The organism is Winogradskyella vidalii (assembly GCF_013403955.1).
Taxonomy (GTDB): domain Bacteria; phylum Bacteroidota; class Bacteroidia; order Flavobacteriales; family Flavobacteriaceae; genus Winogradskyella; species Winogradskyella vidalii.
In genome coordinates, this window is record NZ_JABFDG010000002.1 from 404,493 (window position 1) to 422,663 (window position 18,171).

The window sequence follows — 18,171 nt, forward strand, 5'->3', positions numbered from 1 at the left end:
AAGGTTTATTATTATCAATTAACTCGTGATTATAGAAATTAAGATTCTACATTAGCTTTAGACCACTCAAACTTTTTAAACCCAGCATCAACAGGGGTATTAGCAATATGGTTTACATAGTTACTAATTGTCTTTTGAGATAAGCCTAGTATTATTTCTAACACATGTGCTTCGGTATAACCTGCAGCATAAAATGTGTCTAAATCTTCTTGAGAAACATAACCACGATTTCTAACTATCGTTAAGGTCATAGTACGTAAGGCTTCTAACTTAGAACTCTCTAAAGGTGTTTCGTTACGTAAAGCTTCAGTGATAGCGTCATCGACTTTCATCATTTTTGCAATACCTGTATGTGCTGGGACACAATAATGGCAAGCATGTTCTACATTTATAGTTTGCCACACCACAGTTAACTCATCGTTATTAAAAGAAGAGTCAACAAATAATTGGTGCAGGGTTTGATAAGCCTCTAAAACTTTTGGAGCACTTGCTAAAACACCGTGTAAACCAGGAATCATTCCGAAGGCTTTTTGAGAGTTTTCTAATAAGGGTTGGCTCGCTTCTGGAGCTGTTTCAATGTCATGAATTTTTAAAGTTGTCATAATTTTTAATTTTATTATTAATATTAAATTTTTCTAAACGTTCGTTTAGTTATTGTACAAAAAAAAAGCTATATATTTTTAAAGGTCATTTCAATATAATCTTCAATTTCCTGTTTACTATTTACTCGAGCAGCTGCAGCTAACCCATGCTTGGCTAATAATAAAAAATTAGCTTGTTGTAAAATAGTCGCTTCATCTTTAGTAGGGTCTGTTTTTAATTTTTCTATAATTATAGCTTTCAAATTTGCCATAAAAGCATCCATTTGTACTTTTATTAATTCATCTTCTCGTTCAGAAAATTCATTATAAGTATTGGTTACTAAACAACCTTTGATGCTATTATCTTTAAAATTAGCTTCTACTGAATCATAAAAAAATTGTTTAATAGAAGCCACACCGTTAGATGCGTTTTTAAATGTTTCAAACATCTCATTAACGTTGTTCTTATAACATTTTAGGCTTTCAAGAAAAAGGCTATGTTTATTACCAAAGCTAGAATAAATGGAAAATTTATTAATCCCCATCTCTTGTTCAAGCATTTGCATAGAGGTCGTTTCATAACCATTTCTCCAGAAAAGCTGCATTGCTTTTTCTAGAACTTCTGCTTCATTATATTGTTTTTTTCTAGCCACACTTTTTAATTACAGCACAAAACTAACCAATCGGTTAGTTATATGAAAATTTTTAACATAGAATTTAGAATTTAAGTGGTTAAAGTCCAAATTTAGACTTAATAAGGGCATTTTTATTAAGCTCAACATTGGTGGCTTTATAACCAATATTGAATATAGTATCGAGATGTTTTTTATCAAAAGTACTAAAACCATCAAGTTCTTTTAATGAAATAACAACATCGCAATGTCTGAATTTTTGAGAATCTTCTCTAAAGGATTTCAATTTAAAAGCACGTTCCACTACACCGTAAGAATGTTTTAAATCTTGAACTTTAATATTTTTTACACCGTCTACATAGACACCAATAATTACATCACACTGAGAAATTAAGGGTTCAACAGGAAAATTATTAAGTACACCACCATCAATAAAAAATGATTTATCAATTTTCACAGGTGTAAAAACTCCAGGGAAAGCTGCTGAAGCTAATATTGGTTTTATAAGCTCACCAGAATTAAAAATTTTAAGCTCTCCATTTAATACATTAGTTGCTGTAATATAAAGCGACTTTTTAAGCGCCTTAAAATCATCGTCTATAATGTAAGAATTTAACAACGGATAGAATTTTTCAACATCAATAAAACCTGGCTTTCCAAGGGCATATTTAGAAATATCAATAATCTGAAAGCTTTTGAAAATTTTTAAAATGTCGTTCCAATCACAACCATAAGCGTGAAGCGCACCAACAATAGCTCCTGCACTAGAACCCGAAATATGAGTCACTATTATACCACGCTCTTCTAGAGCCTTAATAACACCAATATGTGCTGCACCTCGCATGCCACCGCCAGATAGTACTAAACCAACAGTCATAGACTAAATATTTAAACAATCAGTTCAAAATTACCATTTATTATAAAAAAGAAACCATCCTGTAGATTAAATTTAAAACTTGTTTTGGTTAAAAACCAAAACTATTTAATTAATCTAAATCCGGATGACTTCTCATTTTTCCCGTAATTTCTGTAACGTTAATTTGAAAAATAATGGGTCTATTATCTTTGTACATCTTACTAGAAAACTCGGCTATAAAATCTAATTCACGATGCTCATTAGTAACTACTAAGTCTTTAACACCTAATGAAAACTGATGCAATTTTGCTTTGCCTTCACTTCCTGATAATTCCTGAAATGTACCATGTGCTAATACTGATTTCTATTCATTTACAGAATCGATATCAGTTACACAAAGTGAAACATTACTGTTTCTACGCATAGCATTTATTTTATGGCCTTCTGCAGAATATCCAATAATAATTTTCTTCTCTATATCAAAAAAATAAGTGATTGGCGCTATAAAAGGTCTGTCTCTATAGATATAAGACAGATTCCCAATATAATTGAGCATAAGTAAAATAATGGATTATTTTTCCTTTAATGTCTTTACCATAACGCCTAACCTTTAACGTTTACACTAATCTACTTATAATTAAGGGATTAAATTATGATATTGGTCAGTTACAGACGTATTATATTTAAATAAAAAAAATCCTATTCATTGATTTAAATAACACCTTCAATAAAACTAGAACACGATTAAGCTAACTATTTTTTTAATTCTATATTTAGTTTTGCAAGCATCATTAGTTCAGATTTATTTTGGCCAGAAAATGATGTCGCAATTTCATTTGTCGTTTTTAAGATTAAGGAATTTATGGTATCTGTAAACAGCGACTCGTTTTGTTTTTTAAAGTTTACAAAACAATTAAAGCAATCTTCAGCTTGGTTATCTTTTGCAGTACACAGCTGATTGAAAGTATCTAATATAGCGCTTTTAATGGCACCTTCGGTAACGTCCTTTTCTTCTGCTATTTGCACCCAGTATTGTTGCACCAAACCTTTAACCGTAGAAATCTCTTCGGCTCTCACATTTTTGTCTACAGCTGCAATAGCATAGAATAATTTGCCAAGATTTGTGTAGAATTGAAGAGTTAAGTTGTGAGTTGAATTCAAAATACGGTGTTTAATTTTAAAATTACAATAAAAACTAAGGTTCAACAATGACCAAAATCAGTTTTAAATGAGCACTCAAAATCTTACCGCCTTCAATTAGGTCATCCGCTAATTAATAATTAATTTTAGTGTTTATCTTGAGACCACTAAATCCTAAATTAATGCTTCATCAAGAACAAGATATATTCAATGTACTACTAGAAGCTGTTTCTGATGGTGTTTTAATTGTTGACACGCAACAGAACATAGTGGAAATCAATACCAAAGCCGAAAAGATATTTGGATATAAAAAAAGTGAATTACTTCAAAAGAAGTTAAACACAATTATTCCTTCAAGATACCATCCTAACCATGATAAGCATTTTGAAACGTTCATAGAAATCGGTAAAAGCCGAAGTATGGGCGAAGCTTCTGATATTCATGGTTTAAAAAAAAATGGCGATAGTATTGCGATTGAAGTTGAGTTAAACCCTTATAAAACAGAAAATAAAACCTATGTAATGGCATTGGTTAAGGATATCTCTAAACGCAAAGAGATTGAAAAAAACTTAATGCTAAAAAGTAGTGCGTTGCAATCTGCTAGTAACGGTATTATTATTACTGATGCCCTCAAAAAAGACAACCCCGTAATTTACTTTAATACGGCGTTTCAAAATCTTACGGGGTATTCTAGTGAAGAAATCATCAATAAAAATTGTCGCTTTTTACAAGGTAAAGACACTCAGCAAGAAGGTCTAAAAACGATTAGACAAGCCGTAAAAAAAAACAAAAGCTGCCAAGTAAGATTACGTAACTATAAAAAAGATGGTACCTTATTTTGGAATGACCTCTACATAATGCCCATAACCAATAGCGAGGGCTTAGTCACGAATTTTATAGGGATTCAAAATGATATTACACAAATAAGAAAGGCGGACGCGGAACGAAAACATTTAGCCAATATCATCCACGAATCGCTGAATGAGATTTATGTTTTTGATGCTGAAACATTAATTTTTATAAATGTGAATATTGGGGCACAAAAAAACTTAGGTTACAGTTTAGAGGAATTACAACAAATGACGCCTTTAGACATAAAAACTCATGAGACTAAGACTGATTTTAGAAAAAAGATTGATGTTTTATTCAAATCTAAAACCGAAAAATTAGAATTTGAAACCACGCACCAACGAAAAGACGGATCCACCTACCCTGTTGAAGTTCATCTACAGCTTAATAAGCTAAGCGAAAAAAATGTTTTTGTCGCTATTATCTTAGACATCACCGAACGAAAAAACTATACAGAAAAGCTCGAAAATAAAGTTGAAGAACGCACCAAACAACTCAACGAAGCGCTCTCTAAAGAAAAAGAACTCAACGACCTAAAAACAAAGTTCTTGTCTTTAGTTTCACACGAATTTAAAACGCCTTTAAGTGGTATTTTAACCTCGTCCGTTTTACTTAATAAGTATAAATTAACAGAAGAACAAAGCAAACGGGATAAACATATAAAAACCATTGCAGATAAAGTTCAATACCTCAACACCATACTTAATGACTTTTTATCTTTAGAGCGTTTAGAAACCGGTAAACTCAACTATAATTTTACCAATTTTAAACTCAGTAAAGTGATTGATGAAGTGATTTATAATGCCAATATGCTCTTAAAAGAAGGCCAATCTATAATATACCCAGAGAATATTGATAACCTTTCTCTTTTTCAAGATGAAAAATCAATTATATTAACACTTACTAATCTGCTGAATAATGCCATAACTTATTCTCAAGCGCATAAAACTATTGCTATCAGTGTGGCACAAAATGAGACTACCACAACCATTAAAGTTAAAGATGAAGGTATTGGCATTCCACAAAAAGACCAAAAAAATATTTTTAATCGATATTATAGATCTGAAAATGTAAGCACCATTCAAGGTACAGGCATTGGGTTGAATATCGTAAAAAATCACTTAGAAAATTTAGGTGGTACAATTACCTTTGAAAGTGAAGAACATGTTGGTACCACATTTATAATAACCTTTCCTAATGCCGCAAAACAATGATTACAATTTTACTTATAGAAGATGATATGGTACTAAGGGAAAACACCGCAGAACTCTTAGAACTTTCAAATTATAAAGTCTTAACTGCTGCCAATGGTAAAATTGGAATTACAATAGCAAAAGAAGTTATACCAGATATTATTGTTTGTGATATTATGATGCCCGTAGTTAATGGCTATGAGACTTTAAAAAACCTCTCTGAAGACCAAACCACAAGATACATTCCTTTTATTTTTCTATCAGCAAAAACCGAACATAAGGATGTTAGAAAAGGAATGAACCTCGGTGCTGACGATTATATTACAAAACCATTTACAGAAGAGGAACTCATTAGTGCCATTGAGAGTCGCTTAGCAAAAACAGCCATTTTAAAAGACAGGGAGCGCAGTAATACAACCACTACTGAAGCGATTAAAACTCTTGATGACCTTAAAAACTTTTTCTCGGATAATGGTGCTCGTTTTAACGTAAAAAAAGACACTAAAATCTATAGAGAGGCTGAACACTCTAATTACATTTACTTAATTAATAAAGGTGCCGTAAAATGCTTTCAAATAGATAAACAAGGTAAAGAATTAATTACTGGCTTATATAAAGAAGATGATTTGTTTGGCTATACGTCTTTTACAAACAACATCCCGCACAAAGAAACGGCTACCACTATAGAAAACACTGAATTAACAGGTATTTCTACCCGCCAATTTAATGAGATATTAAATCAAAATCCTAAAATTACTTTAGAGCTTGTTCAGTTATTATCTAATGATCTTATACTTGTTAAAGACCAATTATTAGAAATGGCCTACGGAACGGTCAACAAAAAAACGGCGGCAACAATATTAAAATTTGCAGAAAAAATAAACCGAAAACCCAATGACCCAATTAATATTTCACGTAGTGATTTGGCAAGTGTTGCCGGTATTGCTACCGAAACTTTAATACGCACCTTAGCCAGTTTTAAAAAGCAAGGCATCATAGCATCTGATGGTCGATCTATAAAAGTATTGAATCTTGAAAAACTAAAAGATATCCAGTAAAAAGATTTGTATAAGCCTGAAAGTGACTAATATCATTTTAAAGACAACAACTTACCTCTAACTTTGTTCTTTTAAGTTATTGTTCGATGAAAAATATTTTACTACCAACTGATTTTTCAGAAAATTCATGGAACGCTATAAAGTATGCCATTCGATTTTTCGAAAATCAAAATTGCAATTTCTATCTCCTGCATATTAAATCTATAAATGCTACAGATTATAATGATGCCCCTTTAATTTTAGACAGGAACGATGTTGACACATTATACTTAAGACCTATAAAACAAGACCTACAAACGCTTTTAAAACGTATTAAAAAATTAGAATCTTCTAAAAAGAGCCATCACTTTTATACCATTATTGAAAACACTTATTTTACGAGTGGTATCCGTAAAACTATAGACGAAAAAGAAATAGATTTTATTGTGATGGGAACAAAAGGAGCAACAGGATTGAGTAAAATTATTTTAGGCTCTAATACCGCAGATGTGGTTACCAAAGTAAAGTGTAACACTTTGGTTATTCCTGAACATGCCAAGTTTACTGAACCTTCAAAAATTGCCTTTCCTACAGATTTTTCTTTATCACACAACTTACATGTACTTAAGCCTATTGTAAAAATACTAAATCGGTTTAAGACGTCATTACATATTCTTCATATCAATAAAAGTAAAACAAACATTAATACCCAGCAAAGCCAAAACAAAGAATTACTTGAAGAATATTTTAACCAATACCATTTTAGTTTTCATGACCTTACCAATATAAACGTAGAAGATGCAATTGAAAATTTTATTGAAAACAATGCCATAAATATGGTCTGCATGGTAGCTAAAAATTTAAATTATTTTCAACAAATACTATTTCATTCAAAAGTGGAAAACATAACTTACCATACTCGGATTCCATTTTTGGTTTTACATGAAAAAAACTAATAAATTATGGATGTTTCAATATTCTTAGCCAAATTTTGGGGTTGGTATTTACTTATTTTCTTTTTTATCTTAAGCCTTAACCCTAAACGAATCAAACAAGTTTTTAATGACTTAAACGATCAAAAATTTCTTATAACTTCAGCTTTTATAGCTATTGTTATTGGTTTGCTTAATACCCTCTTTCATAATATTTGGGAGCTGAATTACAAACTTATTATTACACTTATAGGTTGGACTGCACTTTTTATTGGACTGTCACTATTTGCCTTTCCTAAACGAACCGTTTCCTTTTTAACTTATACTAATATTAAACTAGTTCAGGTGACTTATACCTTACTGTTTTTAATTGGCATCTATCTCTTAAATATGGCTTACGGGATTGTATTGTTTTAAAAATATTACGTAATCTGATAAATATCATATTTTAATAGCTTTAATATTTTTAATATTACTAAACCATTTTAAGATGGTTAACTTTTAATTTCAAAGAGTCAGTCGAATGGGGTATTTGCCTCTATTTTGTAACAGCGTTACTATAGCTTTTAGAATTTTTGGTTGGTTGAATTGTTCTAATTATTATTAGGCGTATTTCTAAAGTTATTTTAATTGAAAATCACAAAATTGATGGTTTTTTTTAGCTTATTTGGCTGCCTCTTTTTATTTAAAAGGTTACTTGTTTTTAATAAAAACCGCTTATACACTAAAAGTATTACACCTAATTTGGCAGAGCGTTTGATTTAAAATTTTTATAAATTAGAAATACCAAATTACGTTTAGTTTAATGAAAAAGAATAGCAATTCTTAGCTATCTACTCCTCAGGCAAATCCTTACGTCATTGTTATTCTTTTTCTAGTTCAGTTTTGAGTTATTGTATAAAGTAGTCACTTCTGTAGTACTTAAAAATAACCATCTCACTACCAACAAAGCATTACCACACCACACACCTACTTTAACGCCCTATCTACCAACACCTTAAATTAACACTAAAGCTAAACCTAATTCTTTAAAAATGTCACTATTATTCTAGTATCAGTTTATAAGCTTTAACTTTCTAACTGATATAAATCATAATTAAAACAATTTTTAACTTGTAAATTTAAGTATTCAAAACCAATACATTAAGCTATGCTATCCATTCTTTTACCTACCGATTTCTCTAAAAATTCAATGAACGCCATTAATTATGCTTTAGAATTTTTTAAATACCAGAATGTACAGTTCTATTTTATGCATGCTTATCGAAGTGAGTTTTATGACCATGATGATTTAGTGTCTCGCGACGTATTTGATACCGTCTTAAATAAGGTGAAAACAAATTCTAAAAACAATCTGGAAAAGCTATTAAAAGACATTGAAAAATCAACTCCAAATCCAAGATACACGTATCAGTACATTTCGGTTTATGATACCTTGGTAGAAGCTTCAAATAAGATTGCAGATGAACATCATATAGATTTAATTGTCATGGGTACAAAAGGCAAATCTAACAACAGCCATATTGTATTTGGAAGTCAAACATTTCAAGTATTAAAATATGTAGACTGCCCTGTTCTCGCAATTCCTTCAAACTACAATAACACACAGCCCAAACGTATATTATTTCCAACGGATTACCTTATTCCATATAAACGCCGTGAGTTAAAGCTACTGTCTATTTTAGCCCGATCTTACAGAAGTGATATTGATGTCATTTACATTTCTACAAGCCCTAAATTATCGATAAGACAAGAAGATAACCAAGCATTCATCAAGGACACCTTATTGTGTAACAAGGTAAATTTCAGCATCAAAAACAATAAAAAAGTCGCAGAAACCATTACCTCACACATTAAAGAAAATGATATTGATATGATTACTATGGTCAATACGCAACACTCTTTTTTAGAAGATATGTTATTTCCTTCTACAATGGACAGAGTGAGCCTTGGATTAGAGATTCCGTTATTAGCCATGCAAAATGCCGTAAGAAATTGATATAAAGTAAAAACAAAAAACTGCAAGTCATGAAACATATCCTTTTACCCACCGATTTTTCTGATAATTCATGGAATGCGATATCGTATGCCATCCAACTTTTTAAACACGAAACTTGCACGTTTCATTTACTTAATACCTACACCCCAATCATTTACAATGTAGAATATGTTTTAGGCTATCCTGCGCAGTTTGGCTTAGGTGATGCTATTAGAAATACATCTCAAGAGCAATTAGATGAACTTGAAGAGAGAATCTCAAAAACATTTGGAGAAAACCCTAAACATCAATTTAGAACTTTAGCTCGGTTTGATACGCTGACCTCTGGTATAAATGAATTTTTATCAGAAAACAAAACCGATCTAATTATTATGGGAACCAAAGGTGCTACTGGTGCCAAAGAAGTTTTATTTGGTTCTAATACGGTACATGTTTTTAAAACGGTAAAACATCCTGTGTTGGCAGTACCTTCAGATTTTGAATATGAAAAACCTCAAGAAATATTATTTCCTACAGATTTAGAAGTCGATTATAAAACCTTTCAAATCGATCTTTTAAAAGAAATTGTGATTGCCCATAACTCTAGACTAAATGCCCTTCATGTGTCAACAGATAATAACCTAACATTTGAGCAAGTAAACCATCAATTGGCCTTAGAAGCTCAATTTAAGGAGACCCCTTATTTATTTCACCAATATCAAAATATGGCTATTACAGAAGCGATTAACCAATTTCAAGTTAAATCGAAAATCAATCTATTGGCTATGATTAACAATAAACATTCATTTTTTGAAAATTTATTCTTTAAATCTACCATAAATCAAATAGGTTTTCAATTAAAAGTCCCATTTTTGGTGTTGACATCTAAATACTGATGAATATCATTTTGAAATTTTGATGTAAATTCTAGTTTGCAACATTAATTTAAGACACCCAACACATGAGAAAAAATATTCTCTTACCTACAGATTTTTCAGAAAATGCCTGGAGTGCGGCATTATATGCGCTAAAACTATACCAAGAAGAAAGCTGTACATTTTACTTTTTTCATTCGTCTAAAATGAAAATTTCTACAATGTCTAATATGTCTAGTAAATTACTACATGTATTAGCTGAAAATGCCATGAAGGATCTTAATGAATTAAAAGAAACGGCCGAGAATATCACCACCAAGGCGGATCATAGCTTTGAGGTTCTTTTAAGTACAAATGATTTTCTAAACACGATAGAAACCATTATAGAAAAGAATAAAATAGACCTTGTTGTTATGGGTACAAAGGGTGCCACTGGCGCTAAGGAATTTTTCTTTGGAAGTAATACCGTAGATATTATTAATAAAATAAAACGCTGCCCTGTTTTAGTGATTCCTGATGCTTATAATTTTGTAAAACCAGAACATATAGCATTCCCAACAGATTACAATCGTAATTATGGTGATGAATTATTAGCTTTAAAACAATTAACAGCACTGTATAAATCTGAAATTGATATTCTTCATATTAACACAGAAAATGCGCTTTCAGAAACGCAAAAGTATAATTTAGAGCAGCTAAAAATAGCATTAGAAACTTATTCACATACTTTTCATTGGAGGCCAGATTACAGCAATAAAGAACAAGCAATTAAAGATTTTATAGACGAACTAAAAATTAATATTTTAGTGATGGTTAATTACGAACACAGTTTTATTGAAAACATCATTAAAGAACCTGTCATTAAAAAAATGGGATTTCATCCCACTATTCCGTTTTTAGTTATCCCACGTTTGAACTGACAAAAATCATTTTATCTATAGATATTACGCACTAATTTTAATATAAATAAAAAAAACATCATGAGACAACATATATTAATCCCAACAGATTTTTCAGATAACGCGTGGAGTGCAGCACTCTATGCGCTTAAATTATTTAATAACGAGTCTTGTACCTTTTATTTTTTACACACCTGGACTTTTTCAAATTCTGGTTCTAGAACATATATTACTTCAACTTATTTAGATACTTTAAAAACAGAATCTAAAAAACGATTGGAGGAGATAAAAGATAAATTAACGGCTGAAAGTACTAATAGCAAGCACAAATTTAAAATTATTCATAGTACAAAATCGTTGTTACCAACCATAAAAAAAGCCATTAAAGAACATAACATTAATATGGTGGTTATGGGTACAAAAGGCGCTACAGGTGCTAAAGAGTTTCTGTTTGGTAGCAATACTGTAAATATCATTAACAAAATTAGACTTTGCCCTGTTTTAGTGGTTCCAGACGCTTATAATTTTGTAACACCAGAACAAATTGCTTTCCCAACAGATTTCAACAGATTTTATGGCGAAGAATTACTGCCTTTAAAACAATTATCTAAGTTATATAATTCAAAAATTAGAGTGGTTCACATTAATCAAAGTGACAACTTAACCGAAAAACAAAACTATAATTTGGCAATGCTAAAAGCCTACCTTGAAGATTACCAAAGTAGTGTGCATTGGATGCCCGATTTTGGATCTAAAGAACAATCTATTAGAAGTTTTATAGAGGAGTCAAATATCAATATTTTGGCAATGATTAATTATGAACACAGCTTTATTGAAAACGTCATTAATGAACCTGTGGTAAAAAAAATAGGATTCCATACAGACATCCCATTTTTAGTTATCCCCTGTTTTAATGCCAAATAAAATATTACGCTTAGCTTAATTGCTTTGATAGTTATAGACAACTAATTTTTGCTCAACTAATTAGTTAAAATTGTTATGAGACTTAAAATTTAATTTTTAGATTTTAGGTCTCATTTTAATTTTAGATATCTCAAATAACGTTTCATAACTGATTAATATCATATTAAAAATCACTTTTCATCTATACCTTAGTAGACGCATTCAAAACACTTACGAATCTAAAATATAGACCTCATGAAAACAATACAAGCACACCAAGAATATGTAGAATGGCTAAGTGCAGAACAAATGCACCAAGATTCTAAGTCATGGCTTTCTGAATTATTATTTATAAAAGATGAACATCTTTTTTTTGAAGACTTAATTAAGTCCTTTACACTACAACTTATTATTCCTGAAAAATTTTCAGAAAACAAAGAAATCATTGATATTTTAAACCGTTCTCAAAAACAAACCAATCTCTTAATTGAAGCTGTTAAGGTCCATACAAATGAGCTTCAAATTATGCTCGATGGAATTAACCAAATCAAAGAAGAAGCAGCATACAGAAAATCGCATCGTGGTTTAATTATTCAGTTAAATGATTTTGAAAAATATTACCGCCTGCTAAAAGCTCAAATTTTTGATATTATTAAAAACATCAAAAAAGAAGATAAGCTTAATCACTTATTGGCTAAACGATAAGACCTCAACACAGGTTTACTAGCTAGTGCTCAACAGATAACTAATAATTTATTTGTTGAGCATTTTTTTCACGAATGATAAACTACTAACGGTACTCTTAGTGTATTACTAATTTTAGAAGTAGAAGAACTTGTAAAAATATGCCCTAACAAATTTTCTTTCTGTACCAACAAGGCCATTAAATCAATAGCGTGAGTTTGCGTATAACAACTCACCGCATATTCCATAGGCACACCATCTATAACATAATAGTTATAATCTAAATCTTTAATAAGCGCTTTAATATGCTTGATATCGTTGCCTTGTTCTTCTGATTTTTTTTGGTAAGGCTCAACCCGCAGTAAATGTATTTTATCCGAAAATCGTTGGGCAAAATTAAGCAGTTCAGAAAACGTACTGCTGTTTAATGTATCTTTAGAATCTAAAGGTAATAACAGTTCTGATGTTTTTTTATAAGTAAATCCTTCAGGAATTATCAAGGTAGGACAATCTACATTCCGGATGACATTAATTGTATTACTTCCAAAAATTGTTTCCTTAGCTCCTGTTACACCATTGCTCCCCATCACAATTAAATCTATAGGATAAGAGGCTTTCAATTGGTTTATAGCGTCTGTTAATCCATCATAATCAATCAGTTTTTGAAATGTAAAATTTTCGTTTTTAAACTCCGATTCAATGTCATCAATCAATTCTAACAGTTGCTGTTTTGATTTTTTTAAAATAGAATCATAGATACTCTGACCACCAGACATAACTAAATCGTCACTTAAAAAAGCTTTCGAACTTTTTACGTGGAGTATATAAAATTTACACGTATCATCTTTAAATAGATGTAAAGCATACTGTATGGCGTTTATTGAATTTTGAGAAAAATCCGTAAGTAAGAGAATCTGTTTCATTGTAGTCTATTTACTTAAAATTATAAAAAAGTAGTCTAATATAAAATGATATAAATCAGCCTTAATTAATTGAAAAAATTCTGAAACTAATTGAAACCTACATTTTTAAATAATTACTCAATATGAGTATTTGAATGTGTTCTTGAGCTTTATATTTTAGCTACAAATTTTAAAAAAAAAACCAACCAATTATTAAACCCTTAATTTTTAGATCTATGAAAAAAATATTACTAAGTTTAATCTTAGTTATTAATTGCCTTGTGAGTTATGGTAAGGAAAATACTAATAGCGCTCATGTAAACGGTATTAATACAGCAGCAGACCCAAATACAACTACCTATGTGCCAGATGATAATTTTGAACAAGCCTTAATCGACCTTGGCTACGATGATGTTTTAGATAATTATGTGCTTACAGCAAATATAGACACCATTACAAGTCTTAACGTGGAAAGTCTTGGTATTTCAGATCTAACAGGAATTGAAGATTTTAGCGCACTAGACACTTTATTAACAGGCTATAATGATTTAACTGCTATTGATGTTTCTAATAATCTTGCTTTAGTAGAATTAGGCTTAAGTGAAAATCAACTTTCTACTTTAGATGTGTCTAACAATACAGCCTTAACATCACTCTTTGTTAATGATAATTTATTAACCACCATAGACGTTTCTAATAATACGGCTTTAACACGTTTTGGGATTATGAGAAACCAATTTACGAGTATTGATGTAAGTGCTTTAGTTAATATTGAAGAATTATTTTTACACGAAAATGAAATTTCTTCAGTGACGTTTCCTGATTCTGCTCCCTTATGGAAACTACATATTTACGATAACTTAATGACGGATTTAGACGTCTCTCAATTTACAGATTTAATACAATTAAGAGCCTTTCAAAACCAATTAACAAGTATAGATTTAAGCACTTTAGTAAACCTTGAAGAGTTACGAATACAAGACAACCAACTTAGCTCAATTACATTTACGGAGTCACCTTTAGCACTTATCTATATATATAATAATGCCTTAACAAATTTAGATTTATCGTCCTTAACAAGTTTGGTAGAACTTAGAGCTTACTCAAATCAGTTAACAAGTTTAGATGTCTCTATGCTACCTATACTTTCCAATTTTAGCATAGACAACAACTTACTAACAAGCTTGAATATGGCTAATGGTAACAATTCTAACTTTGCCTATTTTAGTAGTAGTAATAATCCTGATTTAAGTTGTATCAACGTAGATGATGAGCTTTACGCTACAACAAATTGGACCATAATAGATAGCACGTCTAGCTTTAGTGAAAACTGCGAACCAATGACCTTTGTGCCAGATGATAATTTTGAACAAGCTTTAATCGACCTTGGCTACGATGATGTTTTAGATGATTATGTGCTTACAGCAAACATAGACACCATTACAAGTCTTAACGTAGAAAGTCTTGGTATTTCAGATTTAACAGGTATTGAAGATTTTAGCGCACTAGACACTTTATTAACAGGCTATAATGATTTAACTGCTATTGATGTTTCTAATAATCTTGCTTTAGTAGAATTAGGCTTAAGTGAAAATCAACTTTCTACTTTAGATGTGTCTAACAATACAGCCTTAACATCACTCTTTGTTAATGATAATTTATTAACCACCATAGACGTTTCTAATAATACGGCTTTAACACGTTTTGGGATTATGAGAAACCAATTTACGAGTATTGATGTAAGTGCTTTAGTTAATATTGAAGAATTATTTTTACACGAAAATGAAATTTCTTCAGTGACGTTTCCTGATTCTGCTCCCTTATGGAAACTACATATTTACGATAACTTAATGACGGATTTAGACGTCTCTCAATTTACAGATTTAATACAATTAAGAGCCTTTCAAAACCAATTAACAAGTATAGATTTAAGCACTTTAGTAAACCTTGAAGAGTTACGAATACAAGACAACCAACTTAGCTCAATTACATTTACGGAGTCACCTTTAGCACTTATCTATATATATAATAATGCCTTAACAAATTTAGATTTATCGTCCTTAACAAGTTTGGTAGAACTTAGAGCTTACTCAAATCAGTTAACAAGTTTAGATGTCTCTATGCTACCTATACTTTCCAATTTTAGCATAGACAACAACTTACTAACAAGCTTGAATATGGCTAATGGTAACAATTCTAACTTTGCCTATTTTAGTAGTAGTAATAACCCAAATTTAAGTTGTATCAATGTTGATGATGAGCTTTACGCTACAACAAATTGGACCATAATAGATAGTGCTTCTAGCTTTAGTGAAGATTGTGAATCATTATCTATTGATGGCGAATTTAATCTAATAACATTTAAGCTGTATCCTAATCCTGCTGATAACTTTATAACTATTGAAAGTGCTCAAGATATAGATACTTACACTATCACTAATAGTTCTGGACAAACAGTTTATAAAGGCACTACAACTTCAAACAGAATTGATGTATCGTCATACAATGCTGGTTTATACTTTATAAAATTTGAAAGTGATAAATTTCAAATTATTAAAAAACTAGTCATAAAATAGTTGTTTAACAGCGTTGAATAAAAAAAGCCCTGTGATATTTAATTTCACAGGGCTTTCTTTTTTGTAAGTATTTCTATTTATTTAATCTCTACTAACTCAAGATCAAACACTAATTCTTGTCCTGCTAAAGGGTGATTTCCATCTACAATGACGTTATCGTCATTAACTTCAACAATTCTAAATTGGTGCTCATTACCTTGGGCATCTCTAGAAGCCAAACCTAAACCAACTTCTGGTGTAATTTCTGCAGGTAACTGTGCCTTTTCAACTTTATGAAATAATTCTTTATTAATATCGCCGTAAGCTTCCTCCATTGGAATATCTACGGTCTTCTTATCATTCACCTTCATATCAATCACGGCTTTTTCAAAACCAGGAATCAACATACCTTGTCCTAAGGTAAACTCTAAAGGCTCACGATCTACAGAACTATCAAAAACTTGTCCGCTTTTTAATTTTCCTGTATAATGTACTTTTACCGTATCATTTTCTTTTACTTGACTCATAAATTTCTTGTTTTCATTTAAATAAGGTGCAAAACTATTGTTTATATGAGACAATAAAGAATGATGACCAAAGTTTTTAGGTATTTAAGAAAAACTTAACGTGATTTTATGCATTTTCGTTCATAAATTTGCCTAAAATTAGACAGAATAGCTTTTAAATTACAGCTAATTAAGACGCGTTATTTTTAAACAAATTCAGTTGGAACGCAATACAGCACATTTTTATCGTAATCGTAACAAAAAGTCTTCAAAATTTTTCCCAACTTACTTAAAAATATTAAGTATTATGGATAAGCCAAGAATAAAAAACGAAGATCAATATGAAGCTTTACGAGACAAAGGTTACAGTAAAGAAAAATCGGCTCGTATTGCAAACACTCCAAATTCTGGTAAAAAAGGTGGAAAAGCAAGCCCTTACGAAGAATGGACTAAAGACGAACTTTACGAACAAGCTAAAAATGTAGGTATAGACGGACGATCAAACATGAAAAAAAGTGAATTAATCAGCGCCTTAAGAAACAATTAATAGCGACAACCTTAATGGTTTGAAAGTATAAACTAAATATTTCGACCATTAGAATATAAAAAATATATTATGCTAACTTGGAAAGACATCATTAACTTTTCCGTTAAAGGAAATCCAACTCCAGATAAACGTGTTGAAAAAACGGATGCAGAGTGGAAAACACAATTAACGGAAGAACAATTTAGAATCACAAGACTAAAAGGAACAGAACGCGCGCACAGCGGAGAACTCTGTACGACTTATGATGAAGGTAAATACAACTGCGTTTGTTGCAATACGCCTTTATTCGATTCTACTATAAAATTCAACTCCAGTTCTGGTTGGCCAAGCTTTACACAACCTATAAAAGAAAACGCCATTAAATACGAACGAGATACCACTTTTGGAATGGTACGCGTAGAAGTAATGTGTAACACGTGCGATGCCCACTTAGGCCATGTATTCCCCGATGGCCCCGAGCCAAGCGGTTTGCGTTATTGTATTAATTCTGAATCCATGATATTAGATACACAAACGACATAATGAGTATGAAAAACCTACAAATTGCTACAGTTGGTGGAGGTTGTTTTTGGTGTACCGAAGCCGTATTTGAAGAAGTTAAAGGAGTAGAATCTGTGATTTCAGGATACTCTGGAGGCAAAGTTCCAGGGCGACCAACCTATAGAGAAATTTGTTCTGGACTTACTGGGCATGCAGAAGTTGTAAAAATAACTTTTGATGCCAACGTTATTTCTTATGAAGATATCTTAGTCATATTCATGACGACTCACGACCCAACAACACTAAATAGACAAGGCGCTGACCGTGGCACACAATACCGCTCTGTAATCTATTACCATAACGATACGCAAAAAGAAATTGCAGAACAGGTAGTAAAAGCATTAGCGACTTATTACGATAATCCTATTGTAACCGAAATATCTGAAGCACCAATTTTTTACGATGCAGAAAAAGAGCATCAGGATTTTTATAAATCAAACCCCGAATATGGTTATTGCAGTTTTGTTATTGATCCCAAATTAGCGAAGCTGAGAGAACTACATTCGGATAAACTAAAAACGACAGCATAAATTTTTATTTTATTTCAGCCGAATTAAATCCA

General features: G+C 31.1%; 21 protein-coding genes. 13 read left to right on the forward strand and 8 right to left on the reverse strand.

The genetic code is table 11. From position 1 onward, the window contains the following. Nucleotides 1-38: 38 nt before the first annotated feature. The 6 genes from HM982_RS08525 to HM982_RS08545 form a co-directional block, all read right to left on the reverse strand. A complete protein-coding gene (locus HM982_RS08525) occupies nt 39-602 on the reverse strand; it encodes a carboxymuconolactone decarboxylase family protein (RefSeq protein WP_179352719.1) in 564 nt (187 codons plus the stop codon). 68 nt (nt 603-670) lie between these two features. Continuing rightward, on the reverse strand, nt 671-1,234 hold the full coding sequence (locus HM982_RS08530) for a TetR/AcrR family transcriptional regulator (RefSeq protein ID WP_179352720.1): 564 nt from the start codon (nt 1,232-1,234) through the stop codon (nt 671-673). A gap of 79 nt (nt 1,235-1,313) precedes the next feature. Beyond that, nucleotides 1,314-2,090, reverse strand: coding sequence for a patatin-like phospholipase family protein (locus HM982_RS08535; protein WP_179352721.1), 777 nt, complete (start codon nt 2,088-2,090; stop codon nt 1,314-1,316). A gap of 109 nt (nt 2,091-2,199) precedes the next feature. After that, nucleotides 2,200-2,373 carry a hypothetical protein gene (locus tag HM982_RS18515; protein ID WP_246296655.1) on the reverse strand — a complete coding sequence of 58 codons (174 nt, stop codon included), beginning with the start codon at nt 2,371-2,373 and terminating at the stop codon, nt 2,200-2,202. 60 nt (nt 2,374-2,433) lie between these two features. Continuing rightward, nucleotides 2,434-2,625 carry a pyridoxamine 5'-phosphate oxidase family protein gene (locus HM982_RS18520; RefSeq protein WP_246296657.1) on the reverse strand — a complete coding sequence of 64 codons (192 nt, stop codon included), beginning with the start codon at nt 2,623-2,625 and terminating at the stop codon, nt 2,434-2,436. A gap of 197 nt (nt 2,626-2,822) precedes the next feature. Further along, a complete protein-coding gene (locus HM982_RS08545; protein ID WP_179352722.1) occupies nt 2,823-3,230 on the reverse strand; it encodes a hypothetical protein in 408 nt (135 codons plus the stop codon). Nucleotides 3,231-3,391: 161 nt separating this feature from the next. On the opposite strand from HM982_RS08545, the gene HM982_RS08550 reads away from it, so the two are divergent. From HM982_RS08550 to HM982_RS08590, 9 genes are all read left to right on the forward strand, one after another. Next, entirely contained in the window at nt 3,392-5,272 is a 1,881-nt protein-coding gene (locus HM982_RS08550; protein WP_179352723.1) for a sensor histidine kinase, read from the forward strand. After that, nucleotides 5,269-6,309, forward strand: a complete 1,041-nt coding sequence (locus HM982_RS08555; protein WP_179352724.1) for a response regulator — start codon at nt 5,269-5,271, stop codon at nt 6,307-6,309. The genes HM982_RS08550 and HM982_RS08555 overlap by 4 nt, the downstream gene beginning before the upstream one ends. Nucleotides 6,310-6,395: 86 nt before the next feature. Then, entirely contained in the window at nt 6,396-7,244 is an 849-nt protein-coding gene (locus tag HM982_RS08560; protein ID WP_179352725.1) for a universal stress protein, read from the forward strand. Nucleotides 7,245-7,250: 6 nt separating this feature from the next. Then, nucleotides 7,251-7,637 (forward strand): hypothetical protein, encoded by a 387-nt coding sequence (locus tag HM982_RS08565; protein WP_179352726.1) that lies wholly within the window; start codon nt 7,251-7,253, stop codon nt 7,635-7,637. Nucleotides 7,638-8,370: 733 nt separating this feature from the next. Then, a complete protein-coding gene (locus tag HM982_RS08570) occupies nt 8,371-9,219 on the forward strand; it encodes a universal stress protein (protein WP_179352727.1) in 849 nt (282 codons plus the stop codon). 29 nt (nt 9,220-9,248) lie between these two features. Beyond that, nucleotides 9,249-10,094, forward strand: a complete 846-nt coding sequence (locus tag HM982_RS08575) for a universal stress protein (protein ID WP_179352728.1) — start codon at nt 9,249-9,251, stop codon at nt 10,092-10,094. A gap of 65 nt (nt 10,095-10,159) precedes the next feature. Then, a complete protein-coding gene (locus HM982_RS08580; protein ID WP_179352729.1) occupies nt 10,160-10,993 on the forward strand; it encodes a universal stress protein in 834 nt (277 codons plus the stop codon). A gap of 60 nt (nt 10,994-11,053) precedes the next feature. Further along, entirely contained in the window at nt 11,054-11,896 is an 843-nt protein-coding gene (locus tag HM982_RS08585) for a universal stress protein (protein WP_179352730.1), read from the forward strand. Nucleotides 11,897-12,130: 234 nt separating this feature from the next. Further along, nucleotides 12,131-12,580, forward strand: coding sequence for a hypothetical protein (locus HM982_RS08590; RefSeq protein ID WP_179352731.1), 450 nt, complete (start codon nt 12,131-12,133; stop codon nt 12,578-12,580). A 68-nt stretch (nt 12,581-12,648) separates the two neighbouring features. Here the strand turns inward: HM982_RS08590 and HM982_RS08595 are convergent, their stop codons facing one another. Then, nucleotides 12,649-13,482 (reverse strand): universal stress protein, encoded by an 834-nt coding sequence (locus HM982_RS08595; RefSeq protein ID WP_179352732.1) that lies wholly within the window; start codon nt 13,480-13,482, stop codon nt 12,649-12,651. Nucleotides 13,483-13,697: 215 nt separating this feature from the next. Between HM982_RS08595 and HM982_RS08600 the strand changes: the two genes are divergently transcribed. Further along, nucleotides 13,698-16,037 carry a T9SS type A sorting domain-containing protein gene (locus HM982_RS08600; RefSeq protein ID WP_179352733.1) on the forward strand — a complete coding sequence of 780 codons (2,340 nt, stop codon included), beginning with the start codon at nt 13,698-13,700 and terminating at the stop codon, nt 16,035-16,037. A 77-nt stretch (nt 16,038-16,114) separates the two neighbouring features. Here the strand turns inward: HM982_RS08600 and HM982_RS08605 are convergent, their stop codons facing one another. Then, nucleotides 16,115-16,543 (reverse strand): FKBP-type peptidyl-prolyl cis-trans isomerase, encoded by a 429-nt coding sequence (locus tag HM982_RS08605; protein ID WP_179352734.1) that lies wholly within the window; start codon nt 16,541-16,543, stop codon nt 16,115-16,117. Between the two features lie 286 nt (nt 16,544-16,829). Between HM982_RS08605 and HM982_RS08610 the strand changes: the two genes are divergently transcribed. The 3 genes from HM982_RS08610 to msrA all read left to right on the forward strand — a co-directional run bounded on the left by HM982_RS08610 (nt 16,830) and on the right by msrA (nt 18,139). Continuing rightward, the gene (locus HM982_RS08610) at nt 16,830-17,069 is read left to right on the forward strand and encodes a DUF7218 family protein (protein ID WP_179352735.1); all 240 of its coding nucleotides are present in this window, start codon (nt 16,830-16,832) and stop codon (nt 17,067-17,069) included. A 69-nt stretch (nt 17,070-17,138) separates the two neighbouring features. Beyond that, complete coding sequence (gene msrB / locus HM982_RS08615; protein ID WP_179352736.1) at nt 17,139-17,591, forward strand: peptide-methionine (R)-S-oxide reductase MsrB; 453 nt, start codon at nt 17,139-17,141, stop codon at nt 17,589-17,591. Next, nucleotides 17,591-18,139: a peptide-methionine (S)-S-oxide reductase MsrA gene (gene msrA, locus HM982_RS08620; RefSeq protein ID WP_179352737.1), complete on the forward strand. Its 549-nt coding sequence runs from the start codon at nt 17,591-17,593 to the stop codon at nt 18,137-18,139. The genes msrB and msrA overlap by 1 nt, the downstream gene beginning before the upstream one ends. Nucleotides 18,140-18,171 lie beyond the last annotated feature (32 nt).

Coding starts and splice junctions, on each gene's coding strand:
- HM982_RS08525 (WP_179352719.1), bottom strand. CDS start 602: ATGACAACTTTAAAAATTCATGACATTGAAACAGCTCCAGAAGCGAGC.
- HM982_RS08535 (WP_179352721.1), bottom strand. CDS start 2,090: ATGACTGTTGGTTTAGTACTATCTGGCGGTGGCATGCGAGGTGCAGCA.
- HM982_RS18520 (WP_246296657.1), bottom strand. CDS start 2,625: ATGCTCAATTATATTGGGAATCTGTCTTATATCTATAGAGACAGACCT.
- HM982_RS08550 (WP_179352723.1), top strand. CDS start 3,392: ATGCTTCATCAAGAACAAGATATATTCAATGTACTACTAGAAGCTGTT.
- HM982_RS08555 (WP_179352724.1), top strand. CDS start 5,269: ATGATTACAATTTTACTTATAGAAGATGATATGGTACTAAGGGAAAAC.
- HM982_RS08560 (WP_179352725.1), top strand. CDS start 6,396: ATGAAAAATATTTTACTACCAACTGATTTTTCAGAAAATTCATGGAAC.
- HM982_RS08565 (WP_179352726.1), top strand. CDS start 7,251: ATGGATGTTTCAATATTCTTAGCCAAATTTTGGGGTTGGTATTTACTT.
- HM982_RS08570 (WP_179352727.1), top strand. CDS start 8,371: ATGCTATCCATTCTTTTACCTACCGATTTCTCTAAAAATTCAATGAAC.
- HM982_RS08575 (WP_179352728.1), top strand. CDS start 9,249: ATGAAACATATCCTTTTACCCACCGATTTTTCTGATAATTCATGGAAT.
- HM982_RS08580 (WP_179352729.1), top strand. CDS start 10,160: ATGAGAAAAAATATTCTCTTACCTACAGATTTTTCAGAAAATGCCTGG.
- HM982_RS08585 (WP_179352730.1), top strand. CDS start 11,054: ATGAGACAACATATATTAATCCCAACAGATTTTTCAGATAACGCGTGG.
- HM982_RS08590 (WP_179352731.1), top strand. CDS start 12,131: ATGAAAACAATACAAGCACACCAAGAATATGTAGAATGGCTAAGTGCA.
- HM982_RS08595 (WP_179352732.1), bottom strand. CDS start 13,482: ATGAAACAGATTCTCTTACTTACGGATTTTTCTCAAAATTCAATAAAC.
- HM982_RS08600 (WP_179352733.1), top strand. CDS start 13,698: ATGAAAAAAATATTACTAAGTTTAATCTTAGTTATTAATTGCCTTGTG.
- HM982_RS08605 (WP_179352734.1), bottom strand. CDS start 16,543: ATGAGTCAAGTAAAAGAAAATGATACGGTAAAAGTACATTATACAGGA.
- HM982_RS08610 (WP_179352735.1), top strand. CDS start 16,830: ATGGATAAGCCAAGAATAAAAAACGAAGATCAATATGAAGCTTTACGA.
- msrB (WP_179352736.1), top strand. CDS start 17,139: ATGCTAACTTGGAAAGACATCATTAACTTTTCCGTTAAAGGAAATCCA.
- msrA (WP_179352737.1), top strand. CDS start 17,591: ATGAGTATGAAAAACCTACAAATTGCTACAGTTGGTGGAGGTTGTTTT.